We start from the raw sequence: 19,982 nt of genomic DNA, 5'->3' as shown, positions 1-19,982 counted from the left end.
TTTTAGCGCAATGCAATTTCAAATCTTCTTCATCCTATTGACTTTGCTCTCTATGGCGGCCCTTCGCCTAGAGGCGCAGAGTTTTAAGGGCTTGCCGCAGGGCAATGAACGCATTGCTTCTTCTAATAAGAGTGAGGAGCAAAAGTTGCTAGAACTCGTTAATGAACTTCGACAAACTAGGGGGCTGGCAGCCCTCAGCTGGTCTAAGGAACTCAGTTGGGCAGCAAGATATCATGCCAAAGATATGATAATAGACGGATATTTTGAACATGGGCTCTATGACCGCAAAGGCCGAAAACTAAAAAAAGTAGCCGATACCTTTGAAAAAATTAAGCCCTTTTGCCAAACGGAGCTTTTCCCTATGTCCGAAAATATTGCGGTGGGCACCGCCACAGCCGCCGCCGTTTTTGAGCTCTGGTACAACAGCCCTGGCCATCTTAAAAATATGCTGGACCCCGACGCCCGCTTTATGGGTGCAGGCTTTGTTGCCGATGAAGATAGCGAATGGGGCTATTATTGGGCGCAGATTTTTGGCCAATAAAAACAGCAAAGCCGCAAAGGAATTTCTCCTTTGCGGCTTTTTTATGCCCCTAGTTCCACCTATTTATTGGCCTCTAAGGGGGCAGCACAAGAGCTACATTTTAAGCTGCCAGGCTTGTTCATCGTACCGCAGTACCCACATTTGATGGGCGAAGCTTTTTTCTCTTCAACTTCTTGCTTAGCGGTTTCTTCCGCTTTCTGATCGGCCTTTGCTTTTTCTTGCTCATCGGCTTTTTTCTGGGCCGTTTTGACCACTTCTTGCAAGCGCTTTTGGGCCGAACTCAATTGCCGCTCTGCATCATTAATAATGCCATCGGCTACTGCTGCCGAGCTCACCTTGGCGCCGCGAATAAGCTCACGAGCCTCCCGAATAGCCCGCTCACCACTGCTTTTAGCTGCCCAAGCGGCATCGCGGTCGCTATGGTCCGTAGATTGCTGACTCGCCTTGGCCATTAGGTCCTCCAAAGTAGAAATCTTGCGGTCCATCCCTTCTAAGCCCTGAACAAATTTGGGCCGAATAATCGAGTTGGCCTCGGCCATGGCCGAAATCTTGGCCTTCTCATCAGTCATCGCCTGCGCTTCGGTCATTTTGGCCTCCGCTTTTTTTAAGATTTCCTCAAATGCAGGCTTAAAATTACTGTACTTAGCCGATAGCTTCTGTACATTTCCCTTGTTGGCCTCCCAGCTCTGCGTCTCGCCTTCTACGCTGCGTTTACAGGCCGTTTGCCCCAATAGCAAGGCCCCTAAAAAGGCCAAAAAGATAAAGTTTTTCATCGAAAATAGTTTTTTGGTTATCTTCTCGAATATACCACTATTTTTTCTCTTTTAACAAGACTTTTGCCCGGACTTCCAACTTCAATGGCTCCTCTTTGCCCTTCCAATTAACCAAAACGTATTTGTACTCAGCTCCCTGCCGCCCCCGACTATCAAAACGGACATCAATATAACTTTTTTCGCCCGGCCCAATAGGCAAAAATGGCTGACTGCCCTGTATGCATCCACAACTCCCCTGCACCGATTCTATCTCTAAAGGCCGCTCTCCAATATTCTCAAAATGAAAGCGATGCCGAAGTACCGAATCCTGAATAATTTCCCCAAAATCATGGGCCAAACTATCAAACTGAGGAAAAGCTGGCCGCAAACTGGGCTTTTGGGCCCGCTTGGGCGCACTGCTATCTATGACCGCAATAGGCTCTGGCTCGGCTGCAGGTGGAGCGGCGGCTTCTTCTTTTTCTACAGGCACCGGCGCAGGCTGCTCGGCCACAGCTTCTGGAGAAGATGAACAACTCAGCAAAAAAAAGAATGAAATAATAACTGTAAATATACGCATATTTAAGGGGATTTGTTTTATTTTTTGGGGCCTCCCGCAGCAGGCTGCGGGCGCTACGTTTCGCAGCTCGCTGTTCGCTCGGCCCTGCGGCGCTTGCAGCGCCTTGGTCTGGCCTGACGGCCACTGCTGCACATCGCTAGGCCAAGGGACCGCAGAAGTTTTTGCCCTCTTCTTATTCAGAAGGGCTTCTAAGTTCCTCTAGAAAGCCTATCTTTGCCCTACAAGTTAAATTATTATGAGTAATTTCGTCGTTTCCGCCCGCAAATATCGTCCCATCCGCTTTGATTCGGTGGTGGGCCAACAACATGTTTCTAATACCCTCAAAAATGCCATCCGCTCAGAGCATTTGGCCCAGGCTTTTTTGTTTTGTGGCCCTAGAGGGGTGGGCAAAACGACCTGCGCCCGTATTTTGGCCAAATTACTCAATTGTGAAAACCCCACCTCAGATACCGAGCCCTGCGATGAATGTCCCTCTTGTACGGCCTTTAGAGAAAATGCCTCGCTCAATATTCATGAGCTAGATGCCGCCTCCAATAACTCGGTAGAGCATATCCGCTCTTTGATTGAACAAGTGCGTTTTGCTCCTCAAAGGGGCCGCTATAAAATCTATATTATTGATGAGGTGCATATGCTCTCTCAGGCGGCCTTTAATGCTTTTCTAAAAACCTTGGAGGAACCGCCTTCTTATGCCATTTTTATTTTGGCCACCACCGAGAAGCATAAAATTATTCCCACTATTCTCTCTCGCTGTCAAATTTTTGACTTTAATCGGATTCAGGTAGCCGATATGCGGGCGCATTTGGCCAAAATTTGCCAAGAAGAGGGCATTGAGGCCGAAGAAGAGGCCCTCAATATGATTGCCCAAAAGGCCGATGGCGCTTTGCGAGATGCCCTTTCTATTTTTGACCGTATGGTCAGTTTTTCAGGCAGCCATATCCGCTATGAGGATGTCATCGAAAACCTGAATATTTTAGATTACGATTATTATTTCCAGATCATTGATGCCATCTTAGGCGAGGATATGCAGCAATTGCTCCTCATCTTTGACCAAATTCAGCGGAAGGGATTTGATGGCGATATTTTCTTAGATGGCCTTTCTTTGCATTTGCGCAATTTGTTGATGGCCCAAGATCCTACTACACTTAGCCTTTTGGACCTTAGTGAAAAGCTGCGCCAACGCTATCAGCAGCAGGCCCAATTGGCGCCTAAAGATATTTTGGTTTCGGCCCTGAGCCTGAGCGCCGCCTGCGATGTGAATTATAAAATGGCTAGAAATAAGCGCCTACATGTCGAAATGGCCCTAATTAAAATGGCCCATATCCGCAGGGCCATACAGCCCCAAACTTTGGCCCCGCAGCAAGTTGTACAGTATGTACAAACCATAGAAAGCGGGCCGAAGGAAGTGGTCAAAGAAGGCGCTGCCCCCACCAAAAAACAAGAAGAGCCCAAAGAAACAACTAGCCCTAAAGTAGTTGCAACAAAAGAAGATCCTAAGGGGGCAGCGCCAAAGCTGGAAAAAAAGCCTAAAAAGAGTTTAAAGGAGCGCCTCAAAAAGAAAAAAGAAACCGCCATAGATGCTCTTAAGGCCGAAATTCAGGCGGAAGAAGAGCGTAAAAAGCAAATTGTACATAAAAGTTGGGAAGAAAAGGCTGTTTTGGCCCTTTGGGAAGTCTATGCCCAAAAAATGGAGTCGCCTTCTATGAAGGCCCTTTTGCGCTCGGCTAAATTGACGGTTTTGCCCAAAGAAGAACAGGCCTTAGGGTTGGTTGTGAGTAGCCAAAGAGTAAAGGATGCTATTGGCGATGAACAGGCGTTGCTCAATCAGTTGAGAGAAGAATTTGGCTTGCCAAAATTGCAGTATAAATTTACGATAGAGGAGCCTAAAGAAGAAGACATCCCCAAGCCTAAACAGCGGCCAACGACAGAGCGAGAGAAATATGTCCATTTTTTAAAGCAAAATGGCTTATTGAAAGATTTTCAGAAGCGCTTTGAGCTTTTTCCGCCCAAAAAGCGCTAGCCTTTTGGTCCAATTGCGGTTTTGCAGGGCGCGCAGCGCCCGCATAGGAGCGCAGCGACGCGGCTGAGGGATAGAAAGCAGTGGCCGAAGGCCAGACCTAGGGCTTTTGAAGCGGAGCGAAAAGCCCGCAGGGCCGAGCAGACCTGCGAGCTGCGACATAGCCCGACCCGCCCAGAGGGCGGGGCAGCCCCCAAAAAAACTACTTATTTTTCTGAATGGGAAAGTTCTTGTGGCGAAAGAGAATGCCTTGTTGGTAATTTTTGAAGCGCTCGTATTTTTTGCTTAAAGCGGCCACTCGTTCTGCATTGTGGTCAATAAAATAATAGTCATAATCCTGCTCTAGGTCGAGCTGCATATTGTGTGGATTGAGCTGAATATTTTGATAGACCCCTGTTTCTAGATAGAACTCGAAAGTGGGGAAAAAGAGCCACCAGATGCCTAGGGTATGGGTTTCATTTTTGGGAATGCTGGTCTCCAATTCGCTCAAAATTTTTCTATCCTCTACATTATAGTACCATTCGGTCATGGTATTTGGGCGGTAGTTGAGGCCAAAAAGGCTTAGGCCCAGAACGCTAGTGAAGACCAAAGCCGTATTTTTCCATTTTTTGGCCAAGGGAAAAACTTGATAAAGGCTATAGAGCAGGCTAATGAGTGAAAACTGCAGTAGGGGGAAATAAATCAGGGCTGTTCGTTGAATCAGGAACTTGACATCGAAAAGGAGGTAGAGTAGAATATGGCCGATGCAGCTAGCTAGAAGGCAAGAGAGGCCCAATTGAAGGAAAAGCGCAGGGCCTTGACTTTTTTCTTTGAAGAGCGAAAAAAGCAGACGGGAGGCGGCAAAAATAAGCAGGAGTCCAAAGCCCCCGTGGATATATTCGGGCGAATGCAAAAAGGAAATATTGTGTGTATAAGATTGGGCGAGGCTGCCCATAGTATCTTGGAAAAAGCCATTTTCGCCTCCAAAATAGAGTTGGTCATGCTCAATTAAGGTAATGACTGCTGGATAAATAGCGAGGGCGAGTAAGAGAGCTGCCAGGCTTGCAATGCCTAGACTTTGCCCCAAAAACCGCCAGTTTCGCTCTTTCTTGAGTGCCAGCAGCAGCGTGCTGCCCAGCAAGGCGATACAAAAAACGAGACTACTAAAATTGGCCAAAACTGCCAGTAGGCAAAGGCCGACAGCCCCGCTCCAGCTTCGGATAGAAGAATTGGAGACCGCCTGCAGCGAAAAATAGATCGCGGGCATAAAAAAGCCCATAGACAAGCCATAGCCGCGGGCCACCGCAAAAAAATCAAACTGATAATTATTCATCAGCAGGAGGCTGAAGCCCAAGAGGGCCAAAAGCTTATTTTTTGGGCCAAAAACCTGCTGCATCAGGCGCCAAGAGAAATAGAAAAAACTGCATCCCGCCAAAATATTGGCTAAGCGGACCATCAGCTGATGATCGCCAAAGAGCTGCACCCAAAACTTAATCAATAAGGTGTTGAGTAAGTGGTTGTTGGCGGTAGGATTGGGGCCCGAATTGGTCCAGATATCATAAATAGACCATTTGGTATAGACCAAAAAAGTAGCCGCTTCATCATGGGTCATGCTCATCCTGATTGCTTTATAAATCAGCAGGATACAAAAAAGAAAACCAAGGCTATAAAATGCTATTTTTTCGGCAGTAAATTTCATGATCAAGAGGAGAGGAGGCGTGAAAACAATAGCGCAAAGCTAGCAAAAAAACTGGCGCAAACAAGCCTCTAGTTGTTCTAGCTCAATGGGCTTTTGCAAAAAGCCATTGATGCCCTCAATGGCTTTTTCCTCCTCTCCGCTTAGGGCGATGATGGGGGTATTGATTTGTTGTGCTCGAATTGCTTGGCTGGCTTTTCGGCCATCTAAAATGGGCATTTGTAGGTCCATCAAAATAAGATCTACCTCTTCTTGGGCCAAAAAGTCTAGGGCTTCCTGCCCATTTTGTACAATATGCAGCTTCAGCCCCATCCGCTCTAATACCTGCTGCATCAGGCGCTGATTGATCTTATTATCTTCGGCTAAAAGTACCCTTTTATTGGTCCAGGGGAGGCTAGGACCTTCTTCCTTCTCCTCTTGGACCACCGACATTTGCTTGAGCAACAACTGCTTGATTCGGAGGGGGCGCAAGGGGGCAGATAACTGTGCCTGAAAGTTGCGGCTGAGTTTTCGTTCTTCGCCCAAGGCCAAAAGTAAAAACTGTGGACAAGGCCAACTCAAGATCTCTGTAGGATCTTGCAACTGGCTATCAAAAAAGACAAAATCAGGAGCGGGAATAATGCCTAACTCAACCGCTTCATGGCTCGCATCGGGCTCCCAAAACTGAAAGTACTCCATCTCCCAACGTTGGCAGATGGCCTCGAAAAAACGAGCGGCATCTTTGTTCTTGCTCAATAAAAAGAGTCGTTTGCCCTTGAACAAACTGGCCGACTTGGAGGCTACTTTTTGTAAGGGCAAACGGAAGTAGAAGCTAGCGCCTTGGCCCTCCTCACTATCTACACCTACCTGGCCGCCCATCTGCTCGGCCAATTGCCGAACAATGGCTAGGCCCAAACCCGTACCCGAATTGCTATGCGCCTGCTGATTGGAGAGTTGAGAAAACTCCTTAAATAAATCGCTTTGCTTGGCTTGGGGGATCCCCACGCCCTGATCTGTTAAGCGAAATTCTACCCAAACTCGATCTTCTTCTTCTCGGAGCTTAGACATATAAATAGAGATGCAGCCCTGATGGCTAAACTTAATGGCATTGTCCAATAAATTGAGCAACATCTGCCGAATCTTTGTTGCATCTCCAATGAGTTGGTCTGGCAAATGGGCATCTGGAAAATAACGCAAACTCAGCCCCTTGGCCAAGGCCCTAGAAACGGCAATGTTCATGGCCTCCTCTACCGAACGCTCTAGCTCAAACTCTTGCTCCTGCAAATGCCAGCCTCCCGCCTCTAACTTAGAGTAATCTAAAATCTCGTTTACAATCTGCAAGAGTTGCTCACCGCTTTGTTTGAGGGTCTGCGCATACTCTTGTTGCTCTTCACTTAGGGGGCTGTCTAGCAGGAGCTGGGCCATGCCCAACATCCCATTCATGGGGGTCCGAATCTCATGGCTCATTTGGGCCAAAAACTGCGACTTGGCCTGGCTGGCATCTATTAAAGCCATGTTTTTTTGCTCCAATTGCTCCTGACTCAACTGATAGCGCTCCTTTAAAATGCCCATCAAGACCCAAATCGAAAATAAAGCTACCCCCAAGCTGGTAAAACTCGTAAAGGCTACCTCCGCCGCAGGCGGATGATAGTTGATGCTCTCCGGGAAATAAAGATGCAGGACTAACAGAAAGGCAAAGTTACTAAAGTTGAGCAGCATGGCCAGCCACAACCAACCCTTGGCTGAGATCATCATAGAGGTAAAAAAGGCCAGCAAGAGCAAGATGGGCAAATCACTGTAAATTCCCCCCACCATCATCCAAAGCCCATCCAATAAACAGAGCGAAATGAGAATATAGATAAAGGATAACCAAGGCGAAAAGGCCCTAAACTTTATCCATAAAAAGAGGCCCAAATAAGCCAAACCACCCAATAATGCCCCAAGAGACGTCGCTTCCTGATAGTTATAGAAGAAGCTAAGGACCCAATACGTCAAACAGATGAGCATGGTCCAAAAGCTACCTAAACACAAAAGCGTTTCTTCTAATTTTGCTTTGTACTTGGTCTCCGGAAAAAAATGTAGGAAACGGGGAGTCGGCATAGTTGAGTTCTCGGTCTCTAGCCCTAAGGCTATGGGGAATTGGAGATAAAAAAAGGATGTCATGGCTTCTAACAGCCAAAAAATCCTTAGGTTGACTTTTTCATCTAAAAGGAAATAAATCCACACTTTTTTTAAATGAGTCGCTAAAACGTGTACAATTTAATAAAAAAATTAGGGAGGAAAAACTCTATTTAGAACAAGGGCGCCATTTCATAGAGCCAAGTTTTGTTGTCTTGATCTCTGCTCGCTAGGAGGTAGCCCCCCCCAGATTGCTTTATTTTTAGCTTTTTCCGTAGCTGTTCTACGCTCATTCCAAAGTTCTTACTAATAATTTGCGCTTTTTTTAGGCCTAGCTTTTTGGCCGCCTTGCTCGGGTAGGGAATGGCCCGAATTAACCGAAATGCCCGGCCCGGAAAATCCAATATTTCTTTTTCACTACTATATATATGGCTGTTGATGGCCAATTTGCTCAGCCCATAACGCTCCGCCAATAATTTAAAGGCTCCCGCCTTGAGTAGACCCGTATGCGGCAAATAAATATAACTGCCCAAGGGCCCATAATTCACCTGAGCCCGCTCTTCTTCCACTAAGGCAAACGGAAAAGAAAAAGCCCGCTTGGGGTAAATTTCTTCTATCTGTATCTGCGGAGAGGGCTGTGGCTCCCGCCCAATTTCAAAGAGCAGTTCTTTGCACTCATTGCGCCAAGCCAAAATATAAACCTGCCGAACTTTAGCCCCCAATTGCTGCAAGGCCTGCTGTATGTCCAACATACTGGCCGCCTTGACCCAAACCCTAGGCGCAAGCTCCAATAATCGAGGCAAGATCTCTAGTAATTGCGGCTGGCAATCATCTAAACGAAAGACTTTTTGGCCCTCCGACCTTCTGCTCGGATCAATGTAAAAGCAATCAATCGTAGGCAAATTGGCCTGTTCCAGAAATTCTTCGGCCTTGCCCAAAAAAAACTCCGCCCGATCAAAACCCAAAAGCGCAAAGTTGGCCCGCACAATTTCTTGCAACTCCTCTTGTGGCTCCACATGATATACTCGCTCAAATTTTTGGCCCAAATAATAACTATCTACCCCAAAACCTCCCGTCAAATCTACTAGGGTGCCCCCCGCCAAATATTCGGCCTTTTTTTGGGCCGTCATCTGGCTAGAAGACTGCTGCATCGACAAACGAGAAGGAAAAATTAAGCCCGCTCTACCCGCCCAATCTGGCAACTTTTCCTTGGCCTTTTGTCGCCCATTGACCTGCGCCAAAATAAAACTGCGGTCTAGCTCTGGTCGCTTGGCCAATTGCAAGGCCAATTGTACCAAATCCCCCGCCTGATGCTCTGCAATGAATGCCCAATCTTCTGCTCTTCCCATTTTAGTTTGCTGTTTTTTATGCTCTTGCTGTTGTTGTTTTGGGGCCTCCTGCAGCAAAGCTGCAGGCGCTACGCTTCAGGGCTCGCAGGTCTGCTCGGCCCTGCGGCCTGACGGCCTTGGTCTGCGGCTGCGCCGCCCCCTTTCGCATCGCTAGGCCTGCGGCCCTTCGGGCCTGTAGGACGAATTTTTGCAAGACTGTTTGAAATTTTGTGTATGCCCTTTTTGCTGCCTACTATATATTCCTCTCATAAAATTTATAGAAACCCTAGGGCCAAGGCCCTAGGCTAACTAAAAAATTGCCATCCCCTCATTCGAGGGGATTTTCTCTTTCCCTAGGCCCTATCAGCAAACAAGGGCTTTAGCCCGCTCTTTGCATAGCCCCACAACCATGGACTTTAGTCCATGGCTATGAGATATTATCTAACATTTTGGAGACTGTTTACGCCCTTTCTGCTCCTAGGCGACTGTTGGCCAAATACCAAAATTTTATTCGGATACACAAAATTATGAACAGTCCCCCCAAATTGCGAATAGTATCCCCGAGTTTACAACTGCCGTTTCACAAATTCAGAATAGCTTGCCGCAACTGTAAGATGCCGTTTTGCAGCTGCAGAATAGCTTGCCGCAACTGTAAGATGCCGTTTTGCAGTTGCAGAATAGCTTCCTCCAAATGGAATATGCGGTTTTGCAGTTGCAGAATAGCTTAGCGCAACTGTAAGATGCCGTTTTGCAGCTGCAGAATAGCTCAGCGCAAATGGGCTTTAGCCCATCGGCCCAAAACAACCTAGCGGCTGAAAGCCGCGCAGGGCCGAGCAGACCTGCGAGCCCCAAAGCGACAACAAGCCCTTTAGGGCGAAGTTCGACGACCAAAGGGAGTAACCGCCCGCCACAGGCGGGAGGCCCCAAAAAAAAAGGCTACTTTTCAGCAGCCTTTATCTTCTTGGGCTTTAACTAGCCATTATTTTTAGCGTGATCGGCCAAAAACTTTTGCAAGCCAATATCGGTAAGTGGATGTTTGAGCATGCCTTTCATGGCAGAAAGGGGGCAAGTGACCACATCGGCGCCAAGTTCTGCGCACTGCACAATATGCAAGGGATTGCGGATAGAGGCGGCCAAAACCTGAGTGCGGAAAGCAAAGTTTTGGTAGATATGTACAATCTGCTCGATCAATTCCACGCCACTCCAGTTAATGTCGTCAATGCGGCCAATAAAGGGAGAAACATAGGTAGCGCCTGCTTTGGCGGCCAAAATTGCCTGTCCAGCAGAAAAGATGAGCGTACAATTGGTCTTGATGCCTTTATCGCTAAAATAGCGAAGGGCTTTCAGGCCATCCTCAATCATAGGGATCTTCACGACGATATTGGGATGTAGGGCGGCTAGGGCTTCCCCTTCCTTAATCATGCCCTCAAAGTCGGTGGCAATTACTTCGGCACTTACGGGGCCATCTACAAGCTTGCAGATATTTAGATAGTGTTGGCGGACGGCCTCCTCGCCTTTGATGCCTTCTTTGGCCATTAGAGAGGGGTTGGTGGTTACACCATCCAAAACGCCAAGGTCGGCGGCTTCTTTAATTTGGGCCAGATTGGCCGTATCCACAAAAAAATTCATAGAAATAAAAAGCTTTGAAGAGGTCGAGCCTCTATGTTTAAAATGCGAATTGGCTGCAAGTTAAGCAAAAGCCAGCAAGCAAACAACTAGGCCTTTTTGATCTGTTGATTTAGCTGAAAAAGGGCCAGATAGGCCATGAGTCCAGCGCCTAAAGGTAGGCTAGTTTTCTCATCGGGAGAAAACTTGGGGTGGTGCAAACCTGGACCAATGCCCGTGCCCAAGCGATAGAAGCAGGCGGGCATTTGTTGGGCATAAAAGCCAAAATCTTCAGCCCCCATGCGTTGGGGGAGGAGGACCAAATTATCCTTGCCGACATAGTCACGGGCGGCCTGCATCAGGCTATGCGTTAGGCTTTCTTCATTGTGTAGGTAGGGATAGCCCTTTCTAATTTCTAGCTCGGCACGGCCACCCATACTTTGGGCCATTTGCTGACAGAGCTGCTGCATTTTTTGATGGGCTTCGGCTCGCCATTCTTCATTGAAGGCTCTGAATGTGCCTTCAAGATCAATGCGTTCGGGCAATACATTGGTGGCGCCACCAGCCGTATTCATTTTGCCAAAACTAAGGACCGAAGGCTGCAGCGGGTCTCTAAATCGGCTAATTAACTGCTGTAGGGCTACTACTAGATGCGAGGCAATCAGGATTACATCATTACAATCTTGGGGGCGGGCGGCATGTCCGCCCTTACCATAAACAGAGAGATAAAGCTCATCGGCGGAGGCCATAAAGGGGCCGGGATGAAAGCCAACCTGCCCCGCAGGCAGGCTAGGTTCTACATGCTGGCCCAAAATCGGAAAATCTAGGCTTTGGTCCAGCCAACCCTCGGCCAAGACTTGGCTAGCGCCACCGGGCAGCAGTTCTTCGCCAGGTTGGAAGATCAGTTGAATGCGGCCCTCAAACTCCTCCCTAAGTTCATGCAGAATAAAGGCGGTAGCGAGTAGGGAAGTGGTATGTACATCATGGCCGCAGGCATGCATACGGCCCTCATTTTTAGAGCTAAAGGGCAGGCCTGTTTGCTCTTGGATAGGGAGCGCGTCTATATCGGCACGGAGCGTAATGCAGGCCGCATCGGGATTTTTGCCTTCAATTTGGGCAAAAATCCCTGTTTTGACCATTCCTCTTTGGTAGCTAATGCCCCAGCGATCTAGGCAAGAGGCGATATAATTAGCGGTTTCCCATTCTTCAAAAGAGAGTTCGGGATATTGGTGGAGATGTCGGCGAATGCTGATCCATTGCTCCAGCTGTTCTTGGGCCAGTTGTTTTATTTTATCTATCTTAATCATGTCAATTATTCTGAGTGAACTCAAAGATAAAAAATGAAAGAGATAGAATTTGAACTAAATGGAGCGGCCTACTCCCTGCGCCTTTTTCGGCCCGAATATACAGCGGCCTTACAGCAGGCTGCCGATTATCCAGAAGTGGCTAGAGGCATGAGCGCTCTTGAGAAGGGAGGCCTAAATCATCCTATTTAGCCCTCTTTTTTCATCTTATAGTAGCTACTTTCGCTCATGTCCAAAATCTCCCAAACCTGTTGAGCGGGAAAGTTTTCTTCCACCCAAGCAATTAAGGCCTTTTTATAGCGCTTCTCCAGAATTTTATAGGTCTTTTCTTTTGTCTCTGAGGCAATGAGCTCTAGATCAAAGAGTTCTTGAAAGGCTCGGGGCAACTTAGTTTGCTTAGGGAAATGCCCATGATAGGCCTTAAATTCCTTTTTTGCAAAGTCTAGGGGCTGCTCTACCCCCTCTAGTTGTTGGGCCTCTTTGGGCAAATCTAAAAAGGCCTTATAGTAGATGGCTATCTTTTGCAAATCTCTAAAGTTGCCCCATAAGGGCTGCTTTTTGAGCCATCGGAAGAGCTCTGGAGATTTGGGACAGGGGTAGCTAGGCGCAAAGCGCAGTTGCGTCCAAACAGTTTCCCAGTCTTTTTCAATTTCATCTCGACTTTCTCGCAGTGGGGGCAGCTCAATGAGGAGCTGAGAGATACGGTCAAAGAAGTCGGCCAATAAAAGCTCTCGCAGCTCCTCAATACTTTTGTTGCTAGCAAAAACAGCAGTAAACTGACTTTGTTGTTCCTGACTGTCTCCCATAGGCCGAAACCGATAATTGTTGTTCTCATCGGTTTGTAGGGCTTTCATGAGTTTGCCCTGTACCCGCTTACTCAAATGATGCACTTCATCAAAGAAGAGAATCCCGTCCCGAGCTTCTTCAAATAAGCCCTTTTTGGCTTGCTCTGCCCCCGTATAGGCCCCCTTGGCATGTCCAAAAAACTCCGATTCAGCCTTGTTGTCATCATCAAAAGAAGCACAATTAATGGCTAATACCTTGCGGTTTTCTCGCTCCAATCTCGAAATCATTCTGGACTTTCCCGTTCCTCTTTCGCCCAAAATCAATATGGCAAAACCTTGCTCTATATAGGTCTTCATCTTAAGGTCGGCCAAACGCCGCAAGGGCGATTGTAGGTTGTCATGCTCATATAAGTTGGCCGATAAACTAGAAATTAGGCGGCTGGGAATCTCCTGAATTTGGAAATTCTTGAAACGAGGGTCTTTGCCTTTGGTCTTAACATCATAGACCTTGATAAATCGACAGTTGGGGGGCAAAAGCCCCGCCTCGGCCAGAACAAACCAAGCCACCTGCGTTTCATTACTGCCCAAACTGACATTGATGATGTAGTTGGCCTCGGCTCCATGATGGGCCAAAATATTTTTGAAAAAGCCTTGCAAAACAGCCAAAATGCTCTGCTCATCTCGCAAGTTCGGCAGCTCTTCCTGACTAAAATGAACGGCCTCAAAACGAGCACGATAATAAGGCGCAGCAGGCGATTTTCGCCTAAACCATGCTAGCTGGCTGTCAATAGGGTAATGCTGCATATCTCGCCAAATCTGCCCCTCAAAGTCGCCCAAACGACTGGAATAATGGGCCTTTACATAAGCCATCTCATCTACCCAAGACGGAAGATCCTGCGCAATCACCTCTCTCCAAACCTCCTGCATCTGCGTCTCCGCAACCGCTTTGTCTACCTCATACATGTTCTTTCGATAGCTTAAACGCCGAAGAGATAAACGGTCCAAAACAGCCTGCTCGGCACATAAATAATAGACCCTGTCAAACAAAAAACCAGGCTGCCGACTTGCCGAAAAAGCCTCGCTCAATTCCAACTGACAAAGCCCCTCCTTATACAAGGGCTTTTCCGATAATTGCAGCTCGCCCCGCCAAAATGCCGCCAACTGATGCTGCAAAAATGCAGTGCCATGGGTCGTATAATGCCAACTGATGTAAATGTTTTCTTTTGCCATGGTCATAAATTAAGTAAGGGTTTTTTTGGGGGCCTCCTGCCTTCGGCAGGCGCTACGTTTCGCAGCTCGCTGTTCGCTCGGCCCTGCACAAAAAAACAAGTTTTTTGCTGGGTCTGCGGCTGCGCCGCACTGCTGCACATCGCTAGGCCAGTCGCTTCGCTCCTTTGCGGCGGCTTCGCCGCCTAAGTATTGCCCTAAAGTTATCCTGAAACTGTAAAAAAATACATAGATTCCAAAATTTTACAGCAGCTTTAAATTAGCTTGTTTTTGTAAATTATTGATTGTTAGCTGTTTGGGTTGTTTTTCTTTTTTGGCACATCCTTTTGATTATCTGCAATAAGTGGAGCTCAAAAGGAGCACAAAGACAAAACCCTCCTTTTGAGCTAGTTCCCAACAGCCTTCCCTAAACCATAAATTGAAAAAATGCACATTTTAAAAATTATCCATGGCTATCCGCCGGGCTACAGTGCAGGCTCCGAAGTCTATAGCCAGAGCCTCTGCCAAGAACTGCATCGGCAGGGGCATCGGCTCACCATTTTCAGCCGAGAGGAGGAACCTTATCGGCCAGATTTTGAGCTGCGTTCTTTTAAAGATGAGCAGGGCCTAGAGTTTCATTTGGTCAATATGCCCAGAGACAAAGATGGCTATTGGCAGCCGCAGGTGGACCAAAAGCTGGCGGCTATTTTGGCCCAAGACCGTCCAGATGTGGCTCATATTGGCCATCTTAATCATCTGTCTTTGGGCTTGGTCCAAGCGCTTAAAAAAGCGGGGGTGCCCATTCTCTTTACCTTGCACGATTTCTGGCTGATGTGTCCCCGAGGTCAGTTTCTACAGCGCAACTTTGATGGCCAAAACTGCTATCAGCTCTGTACGGGCCAAGAGGACCAAAAATGTGCACAGTCTTGCTACAAAATGCTCTTTTCTGGCCATCCAGAAGAAGAAGCCGAAGATCTGGCCTATTGGAGCCGATGGATAGGCCGACGGATGCAGAAAACAAGAGAAATTATTGGGCTAGTCGATCATTTTATTGCGCCCTCTCGCTATCTGATGAATCGCTTTATTCATGATTTTAACTTGCCTGCGGAAAAAGTAAGTTATCTAGATTATGGCTTTCCGACGCATTATTTAAGTCCGCCCAAAACAGCTCGTAAAGCTGGACCTTTTCGCTTTGGGTATATCGGCACGCATATTCCCGCCAAGGGGGTCAACTTACTCATAGAGGCCTTTAAGGGCTTAGCGCAAGGGGCAGAGTTAAAAATCTGGGGCTGGAAAGACAGCCAAAGCCAAAAAGCCTTAAGCGCTATGAGCGCAGCGCAAAGTCAGCGGATTTCATTTTGTGGGGGCTATGCCAATGAAGATTTGGTCCAAGAGGTTTTTGCTCAGGTAGATGCCATTGTGGTCCCTTCTATTTGGGGCGAAAACTCTCCTTTGGTGATTCATGAGGCGCAGGCGGCCCGTTTGCCGGTCATCACGGCAGATTATGGGGGCATGGCGGAATATGTAGCGCATGGGGTCAATGGCCTGCTCTTCAAGCACCGAGATGGTCCATCGCTACAAGAGCAAATGGCCTGGGCCATCCAACATCCTGAAGAAATGAAGCAATTGGGCCAAAGAGGCTATCTCTATGATGCCGCTGGAGAGGTCCCTGACATTAAAACACATACAGCAACCATTTTAGAACAGTATAAAGCTATTTTGCATGTCCAAGCCTAAAGACTTTTGGCGAATTACCATAGACACCAACCCTGAAGATTGCAACTTGCATTGTATTATGTGCGAGGAGCATAGTCCTTATAGTACATTTATCGCGGACCTCTATAAAAACACGGGCGTCAAGCGTCGCCGTATGCCTTTTGAGTGGGTGGTCCAGATTTTTGAGCAGGCCCAAGCCTTGGGCGTCAAAGAGATTATCCCCTCTACGATGGGGGAACCCTTGCTGTATAAAGGCTTTGAGCAAATCTTTGATTTGAGTGAGCAGTATGGAATCAAAATTAACCTCACCACCAATGGGACCTTTCCTAAAAAGCCCGTAGAAGTTTGGGCCAAACTGATTGTACCACAAACGACAGACATTAAAATCTCTTGGAATGCGGCCACCGCCAAAACAGCCGAGGAAGTCATGCCAGGGATTAACTTTGAGCAGTGTGTAGATCATGTCCGTCGCTTTGTGGCTGTACGAGACCAGCATTTTGCAGAAACGGGCTATTATTGCCGAGTAAGTTTCCAATTGACCTTTATGCAAAACAATATGCAGGAACTGGCCGATATTATTAAGCTAGCGGCTAGTCTTGGCGTAGATCGGGTAAAAGGGCATCAGTTGTGGGATCATTTTGATGAAATCAAGGACTTATCTTTCCGTAAGGATGCCCAAAGCATGGCCCAATGGAACCAATATGTAGAAGAGGCCTATGCGGCTAGAGACCAATATTTACTGCCCAATGGCAAAGCTGTTTTACTAGAAAATATTGTCCCGCTAACTGCAGGCGCAGCAGAGGCGGTCCCGGAAGACTACGACTGTCCGTTTCTAAATAAAGAACTTTGGGTCTCGGCCACGGGGAAAATATCGCCTTGCTGCGCCCCTGATGAGCAGCGGCAAGCCTTAGGCGACTTTGGTAATATTCAGGACCGCAGCCTTGTGGAGGTCCTGCAAAGCAAAGCCTACTTAGAGTTGGTTGAAAATTATAAGGAAAAGCCCCTTTGCCAAGGCTGTACGATGCGGAAGTAGGCGGTTTTAGCTCTCTAGCTCAGCCGCAGGCCTTTTTTGGCCTAGCGATGCGGCGGGGTGGCCGTTAGGCCAGACCGAGGCGGCAAAGCCGCCGAAGGGCCGAGCAGACTTGCGAGCCCCAAAGCGTAGCGCCTGCCGTAGGCAGGAGGCCCCAAAATCAAATCATGTAGAACAGAAAAAGATGAGTATTAGTCAGGAGTTGAAGAATAGTTTTAGCAGTTATTGGCATTATTTGCCCTTGCGGACCGCCTGTCAGTTGGGGGTATTTGATCTGCTTTGGGAGGGGCCGCTTAGTTTGGCCAATTTGGCCGAAAAGCTAGGGGCCAAGCGGGCAAGTTTGCAGTTATTATTGGCGGCATTGGAGCAATTGGAGGCCTTAACAGAAGAAAATGGGCAGTATATTTTGGCTAAAAAAGGGGCGCAGCTGGCGGAGGAACATCCTAAAAGTTTGAAGTATGCTTGTTTGCTTTGGGGGGAGGAGCATTTGCGGGCTTGGCAGCATTTGGCCTATAGTGTTTTAGAAGACAAACCTGCCTTTGACCATATTTACGGGCAGCCTTTTTTTGATTATTTGGATGAGCATCCCGAGAGCAATCGGGTGTATCATTTGGCCATGAATGAGTATGCGCGGGATGATTATGCAAATTTGGCTGAGCAATTAGATTTGTCGGAAGCCAAAGCTGTAATGGACCTTGGCGGCGGTTTGGGGGCTTTGCTCAAGGACTTGGCGAGAGTTTATCCTGGGCCTACATTTTATTTATTAGACAAGCCCAAGGTATTGGCTTTATTGCCAGCGGGAGACTTGCCTTTTCGGCCTATTCCTGTAGATTTTTTTGCGCCTATTCCCCAAGTCGCCGAGCATATTTTTCTGGCTAGAGTACTACATGATTGGCCAGATGAAGCGGCCTTGAAAATATTGGAAAACGTTTATGCCGCCTTGCCAAAAGGAGGGCGCTTGTATATCTTAGAAATCCTAAAAGAGCAGCTAGCCGATGGGGCCGAGCTGCTTAGTTTGAACATGTTGGCCATTTGTAAGAGCCAAGAGCGGACCTTAGCGGCCTATCGGAAATTGGCGGAGCAAACAGGCTTTATTTATTTAGAAAAGCGCCCCTTAAATGATTTACAATCTATATTGATATTTGAGAAAAGATGAATTGGAAAAACATAAAAGTCAATGCGGAGGGCAATGGATTTTGCTTGGAAGAGCGGGCTATTTTTGGCCCTTTTAAGTCGGTATTAAAGTTTCATGCGCCGGGTTTGGCGCCTGTAGAAGATCATAGTGGTAGTTATCATATTGATACAACTGGAGTGGCTATATACCCTCAGCGGTATTTGCGGACCTTTGGTTATTATTGTGATCGGGCGGCGGTCTGTTCTGAGCAAGGGCAGTTTCATATAGACACAAAAGGACATGCCATTTATGGGGAGCGTTATGACTGGTGTGGCAACTATCAGCAAGACATTTGCACGGTCCGAAAAGGCGGCGAATACTTCCATATTGATCTGCAGGGAGATCCGCTTTATGGGGCGCGTTATTGCTATGCGGGCGACTTTAGAGATGGCTACGCCTGTGTTCGTCAGGCCGATGGTTATTGTTTGCATATTGATTCTCAGGGCAGGGCCTTACATCCTTATCGCTATCTAGAGTTAGATGTTTTTCACAAAGGATTTGCTCGGGCCAAAGATGAGGCGGGTTGGTTGCATATCGATTTGGCGGGGCGGCCCGTATATAATCGTCGGTTTTTGCAGCTAGAGCCCTTTTACAATGGCTTTGCATTGGTGCAGAACCAAGCGGGGGAGCATGAAATTATTAACGAAAAAGGAGACTGCCAACATAAAATATGAAGCTTTATTTAGTGCGTCACGCCCAGCCTGCTCCCAAAGAATATCGGGGTTTTCCGGGGCCAGCCTTGGGCAGAAAAGGACAAAAGCAAGCCCTAGCCATAGCCCAATATTTGGCAAAGAAAGATATTCAGGCCGTATATTGTAGCGATTATTTGCGGGTAGGGCAAACCTATGCGCCCTATGCCCAGCTTGTGCCAGCTTTGCAGCCGAAGATAGTGCAGGCATTAAGAGAAAGAGAGAAAGAAATAGAGCCGCATGAGTCATTAGAACAAAGAGTGCAGGATTGGTATCGGGGGGAGGAGGAGCAGTTGTGGGCTCGGCCCGCGGTCATCTTTAGCCATTGTGGGCCCATCAATATGATTTTGGAGTATTTGGACCCCAAGAAAGAGCTACTCGACTACCCCTATACTTGTCCCTATGGTTGCCATACGCCTTTGGGTAGTATTTGGGAGCTAGAAATTGGAGCGGATGGGGGAGTAGGGGGGAAGCTTTGGTGGAATTTGGAGTAGGGTATAAAGTCGTTAGCTTATATAAATAAGCTGGCGGCTTTGCTTTTTAATTAAACAACTCCAGAAAATTGCAGAGCCCAGGATCTTGATCAGATACGGAGGTCTGATAGGCCATTGCCTTAAGTGCCGCTGGCGTTGGACTTTTAACTTTGAGTTTGAATTGACAGTTACCTTTATCTTCTATAGCACAATAGCGACAAGGACCAGAAGGGGCGAAACTGCAGTCTGCTTCTAGCTTTTTAGCATATTCAACAATAATATCTAAAAAAACGGATAGCCACCATTTCCCCTTAATGATGAGCTGTTTTTGTATAACGGCAGTACTAAAAGCATTGTTTAACCAACTTCTTAAAGCTTCCTTTTTAGCTTGAATCCGATCAACTATCTGCCGCTTAGGGTTGACTGAAGGCGCTTGCATATAGCCTTTAAAACTAAAGTCAACACCGTATGTAATTTCAGGACTAGGATTAGCCCCACAAACATTTTGTAGCGCCTCTGTAGCCACCCAAAAAAGCTCCTCTTCTACAGGGGCAAAGAAGCTATTAAAATCATTGTAGTAACTGTCTTTAAGCGCATTGGAAATAGGTGCAGAGTTGAGACTATTGAATACGGCAATAAAGCTCTCCTGATTAACAAAGTAGGACTCAATAGAATACATCTTTAATATGTATAGATTCCTAGGCGGCCTACTAATTTGATTGGCAAAGCTGCGACTATCTAGGTCTATAACTCCACCAATAAATTTGATCCATTTAGGGTCTTTACAGCTGTTGTCTAAGTCCCTTAGGCTAGCTACAAGCTGATCACAATTACCCAAAACCCCATAGCCAGTTGTGTCTACAAAATCTATGGGGAGAAACTCTAATGTTAGCCCTAGTTCATTGCTAATATTGGTATAGACTTCTTCATCGTCTTTTCCTTCTATGAGGATGGTGGGACTGCCAGCCATAATTGCAGCAGCTAAACATTCGTGAATATCATTTGAGATCATCAAA

The 19,982-nt window shown here is 47.2% G+C and carries 17 protein-coding genes; 8 read left to right on the top strand and 9 right to left on the bottom strand.

Annotation, left to right across the window (positions count from 1 at the left end; all coding sequences use genetic code 11):
* The first annotated feature begins 10 nt into the window (after positions 1 to 10).
* Positions 11 to 541, top strand: a complete 531-nt coding sequence (locus SAPGRDRAFT_RS04925; RefSeq protein ID WP_002657673.1) for a CAP domain-containing protein — start codon at positions 11 to 13, stop codon at positions 539 to 541.
* A gap of 59 nt (positions 542 to 600) precedes the next feature.
* On the opposite strand, the gene SAPGRDRAFT_RS04920 is transcribed toward SAPGRDRAFT_RS04925, so the two are convergent.
* Together SAPGRDRAFT_RS04920 and SAPGRDRAFT_RS04915 are read right to left on the bottom strand one after the other, a co-directional pair.
* Positions 601 to 1,314: a hypothetical protein gene (locus tag SAPGRDRAFT_RS04920; RefSeq protein ID WP_002657671.1), complete on the bottom strand. Its 714-nt coding sequence runs from the start codon at positions 1,312 to 1,314 to the stop codon at positions 601 to 603.
* Between the two features lie 37 nt (positions 1,315 to 1,351).
* The gene (locus tag SAPGRDRAFT_RS04915) at positions 1,352 to 1,870 is read right to left on the bottom strand and encodes a DUF1573 domain-containing protein (protein WP_002657668.1); all 519 of its coding nucleotides are present in this window, start codon (positions 1,868 to 1,870) and stop codon (positions 1,352 to 1,354) included.
* 235 nt (positions 1,871 to 2,105) lie between these two features.
* On the opposite strand from SAPGRDRAFT_RS04915, the gene SAPGRDRAFT_RS04910 reads away from it, so the two are divergent.
* Positions 2,106 to 3,887, top strand: coding sequence for a DNA polymerase III subunit gamma/tau (locus SAPGRDRAFT_RS04910; protein ID WP_002657666.1), 1,782 nt, complete (start codon positions 2,106 to 2,108; stop codon positions 3,885 to 3,887).
* Positions 3,888 to 4,086: 199 nt separating this feature from the next.
* On the opposite strand, the gene SAPGRDRAFT_RS04905 is transcribed toward SAPGRDRAFT_RS04910, so the two are convergent.
* From SAPGRDRAFT_RS04905 to SAPGRDRAFT_RS04880, 5 genes are all read right to left on the bottom strand, one after another.
* Positions 4,087 to 5,481, bottom strand: coding sequence for a glycosyltransferase family 39 protein (locus tag SAPGRDRAFT_RS04905; protein WP_253271271.1), 1,395 nt, complete (start codon positions 5,479 to 5,481; stop codon positions 4,087 to 4,089).
* Between the two features lie 120 nt (positions 5,482 to 5,601).
* Positions 5,602 to 7,638, bottom strand: a complete 2,037-nt coding sequence (locus SAPGRDRAFT_RS04900) for an ATP-binding protein (protein ID WP_156001837.1) — start codon at positions 7,636 to 7,638, stop codon at positions 5,602 to 5,604.
* 191 nt (positions 7,639 to 7,829) lie between these two features.
* A complete protein-coding gene (locus SAPGRDRAFT_RS04895) occupies positions 7,830 to 9,005 on the bottom strand; it encodes a THUMP-like domain-containing protein (protein WP_002657661.1) in 1,176 nt (391 codons plus the stop codon).
* A 951-nt stretch (positions 9,006 to 9,956) separates the two neighbouring features.
* A complete protein-coding gene (gene fsa / locus SAPGRDRAFT_RS04885; RefSeq protein WP_002657660.1) occupies positions 9,957 to 10,613 on the bottom strand; it encodes a fructose-6-phosphate aldolase in 657 nt (218 codons plus the stop codon).
* 86 nt (positions 10,614 to 10,699) lie between these two features.
* On the bottom strand, positions 10,700 to 11,896 hold the full coding sequence (locus tag SAPGRDRAFT_RS04880) for a M20 metallopeptidase family protein (RefSeq protein WP_002657658.1): 1,197 nt from the start codon (positions 11,894 to 11,896) through the stop codon (positions 10,700 to 10,702).
* A 33-nt stretch (positions 11,897 to 11,929) separates the two neighbouring features.
* On the opposite strand from SAPGRDRAFT_RS04880, the gene SAPGRDRAFT_RS22830 reads away from it, so the two are divergent.
* Positions 11,930 to 12,085 carry a hypothetical protein gene (locus tag SAPGRDRAFT_RS22830; RefSeq protein WP_002657655.1) on the top strand — a complete coding sequence of 52 codons (156 nt, stop codon included), beginning with the start codon at positions 11,930 to 11,932 and terminating at the stop codon, positions 12,083 to 12,085.
* Here SAPGRDRAFT_RS22830 and SAPGRDRAFT_RS04875 read toward each other — a convergent pair.
* The gene (locus SAPGRDRAFT_RS04875; protein WP_156001835.1) at positions 12,082 to 13,908 is read right to left on the bottom strand and encodes a sigma 54-interacting transcriptional regulator; all 1,827 of its coding nucleotides are present in this window, start codon (positions 13,906 to 13,908) and stop codon (positions 12,082 to 12,084) included. The two genes, SAPGRDRAFT_RS22830 and SAPGRDRAFT_RS04875, sit on opposite strands and share 4 nt — an antisense overlap.
* Positions 13,909 to 14,331: 423 nt before the next feature.
* Between SAPGRDRAFT_RS04875 and SAPGRDRAFT_RS04870 the strand changes: the two genes are divergently transcribed.
* The 5 genes from SAPGRDRAFT_RS04870 to SAPGRDRAFT_RS04850 all read left to right on the top strand — a co-directional run bounded on the left by SAPGRDRAFT_RS04870 (position 14,332) and on the right by SAPGRDRAFT_RS04850 (position 18,987).
* Entirely contained in the window at positions 14,332 to 15,621 is a 1,290-nt protein-coding gene (locus tag SAPGRDRAFT_RS04870) for a glycosyltransferase (RefSeq protein ID WP_002657650.1), read from the top strand.
* A complete protein-coding gene (locus SAPGRDRAFT_RS04865; RefSeq protein ID WP_002657648.1) occupies positions 15,608 to 16,633 on the top strand; it encodes a radical SAM protein in 1,026 nt (341 codons plus the stop codon). The genes SAPGRDRAFT_RS04870 and SAPGRDRAFT_RS04865 overlap by 14 nt, the downstream gene beginning before the upstream one ends.
* 181 nt (positions 16,634 to 16,814) lie before the next feature.
* Positions 16,815 to 17,786: a methyltransferase gene (locus tag SAPGRDRAFT_RS04860; protein ID WP_002657646.1), complete on the top strand. Its 972-nt coding sequence runs from the start codon at positions 16,815 to 16,817 to the stop codon at positions 17,784 to 17,786.
* Entirely contained in the window at positions 17,783 to 18,478 is a 696-nt protein-coding gene (locus SAPGRDRAFT_RS04855; protein ID WP_002657645.1) for a WG repeat-containing protein, read from the top strand. The genes SAPGRDRAFT_RS04860 and SAPGRDRAFT_RS04855 overlap by 4 nt, the downstream gene beginning before the upstream one ends.
* Entirely contained in the window at positions 18,475 to 18,987 is a 513-nt protein-coding gene (locus tag SAPGRDRAFT_RS04850; RefSeq protein ID WP_002657643.1) for a phosphoglycerate mutase family protein, read from the top strand. Before SAPGRDRAFT_RS04855 ends, SAPGRDRAFT_RS04850 begins: the two co-directional genes overlap by 4 nt.
* Positions 18,988 to 19,033: 46 nt before the next feature.
* Here SAPGRDRAFT_RS04850 and SAPGRDRAFT_RS04845 read toward each other — a convergent pair whose 3' ends face one another.
* Positions 19,034 to 19,981 (bottom strand): DUF4435 domain-containing protein, encoded by a 948-nt coding sequence (locus tag SAPGRDRAFT_RS04845; protein WP_156001833.1) that lies wholly within the window; start codon positions 19,979 to 19,981, stop codon positions 19,034 to 19,036.
* Position 19,982: the final 1 nt, after the last annotated feature.

This window comes from Saprospira grandis DSM 2844, from assembly GCF_000275825.1.
Taxonomy (GTDB): domain Bacteria; phylum Bacteroidota; class Bacteroidia; order Chitinophagales; family Saprospiraceae; genus Saprospira; species Saprospira grandis_A.
This window is presented reverse-complemented; position numbering and strand designations above follow the sequence as displayed.

Bases quoted from the DNA above. Each gene is read 5' to 3' on its own strand.
- SAPGRDRAFT_RS04925 (WP_002657673.1), top strand. From the start codon at position 11: ATGCAATTTCAAATCTTCTTCATCCTATTGACTTTGCTCTCTATGGCG.
- SAPGRDRAFT_RS04920 (WP_002657671.1), bottom strand. From the start codon at position 1,314: ATGAAAAACTTTATCTTTTTGGCCTTTTTAGGGGCCTTGCTATTGGGG.
- SAPGRDRAFT_RS04915 (WP_002657668.1), bottom strand. From the start codon at position 1,870: ATGCGTATATTTACAGTTATTATTTCATTCTTTTTTTTGCTGAGTTGT.
- SAPGRDRAFT_RS04910 (WP_002657666.1), top strand. From the start codon at position 2,106: ATGAGTAATTTCGTCGTTTCCGCCCGCAAATATCGTCCCATCCGCTTT.
- SAPGRDRAFT_RS04905 (WP_253271271.1), bottom strand. From the start codon at position 5,481: ATGAGCATGACCCATGATGAAGCGGCTACTTTTTTGGTCTATACCAAA.
- SAPGRDRAFT_RS04900 (WP_156001837.1), bottom strand. From the start codon at position 7,638: ATGCCGACTCCCCGTTTCCTACATTTTTTTCCGGAGACCAAGTACAAA.
- SAPGRDRAFT_RS04895 (WP_002657661.1), bottom strand. From the start codon at position 9,005: ATGGGAAGAGCAGAAGATTGGGCATTCATTGCAGAGCATCAGGCGGGG.
- fsa (WP_002657660.1), bottom strand. From the start codon at position 10,613: ATGAATTTTTTTGTGGATACGGCCAATCTGGCCCAAATTAAAGAAGCC.
- SAPGRDRAFT_RS04880 (WP_002657658.1), bottom strand. From the start codon at position 11,896: ATGATTAAGATAGATAAAATAAAACAACTGGCCCAAGAACAGCTGGAG.
- SAPGRDRAFT_RS22830 (WP_002657655.1), top strand. From the start codon at position 11,930: ATGAAAGAGATAGAATTTGAACTAAATGGAGCGGCCTACTCCCTGCGC.
- SAPGRDRAFT_RS04875 (WP_156001835.1), bottom strand. From the start codon at position 13,908: ATGGCAAAAGAAAACATTTACATCAGTTGGCATTATACGACCCATGGC.
- SAPGRDRAFT_RS04870 (WP_002657650.1), top strand. From the start codon at position 14,332: ATGCACATTTTAAAAATTATCCATGGCTATCCGCCGGGCTACAGTGCA.
- SAPGRDRAFT_RS04865 (WP_002657648.1), top strand. From the start codon at position 15,608: ATGTCCAAGCCTAAAGACTTTTGGCGAATTACCATAGACACCAACCCT.
- SAPGRDRAFT_RS04860 (WP_002657646.1), top strand. From the start codon at position 16,815: ATGAGTATTAGTCAGGAGTTGAAGAATAGTTTTAGCAGTTATTGGCAT.
- SAPGRDRAFT_RS04855 (WP_002657645.1), top strand. From the start codon at position 17,783: ATGAATTGGAAAAACATAAAAGTCAATGCGGAGGGCAATGGATTTTGC.
- SAPGRDRAFT_RS04850 (WP_002657643.1), top strand. From the start codon at position 18,475: ATGAAGCTTTATTTAGTGCGTCACGCCCAGCCTGCTCCCAAAGAATAT.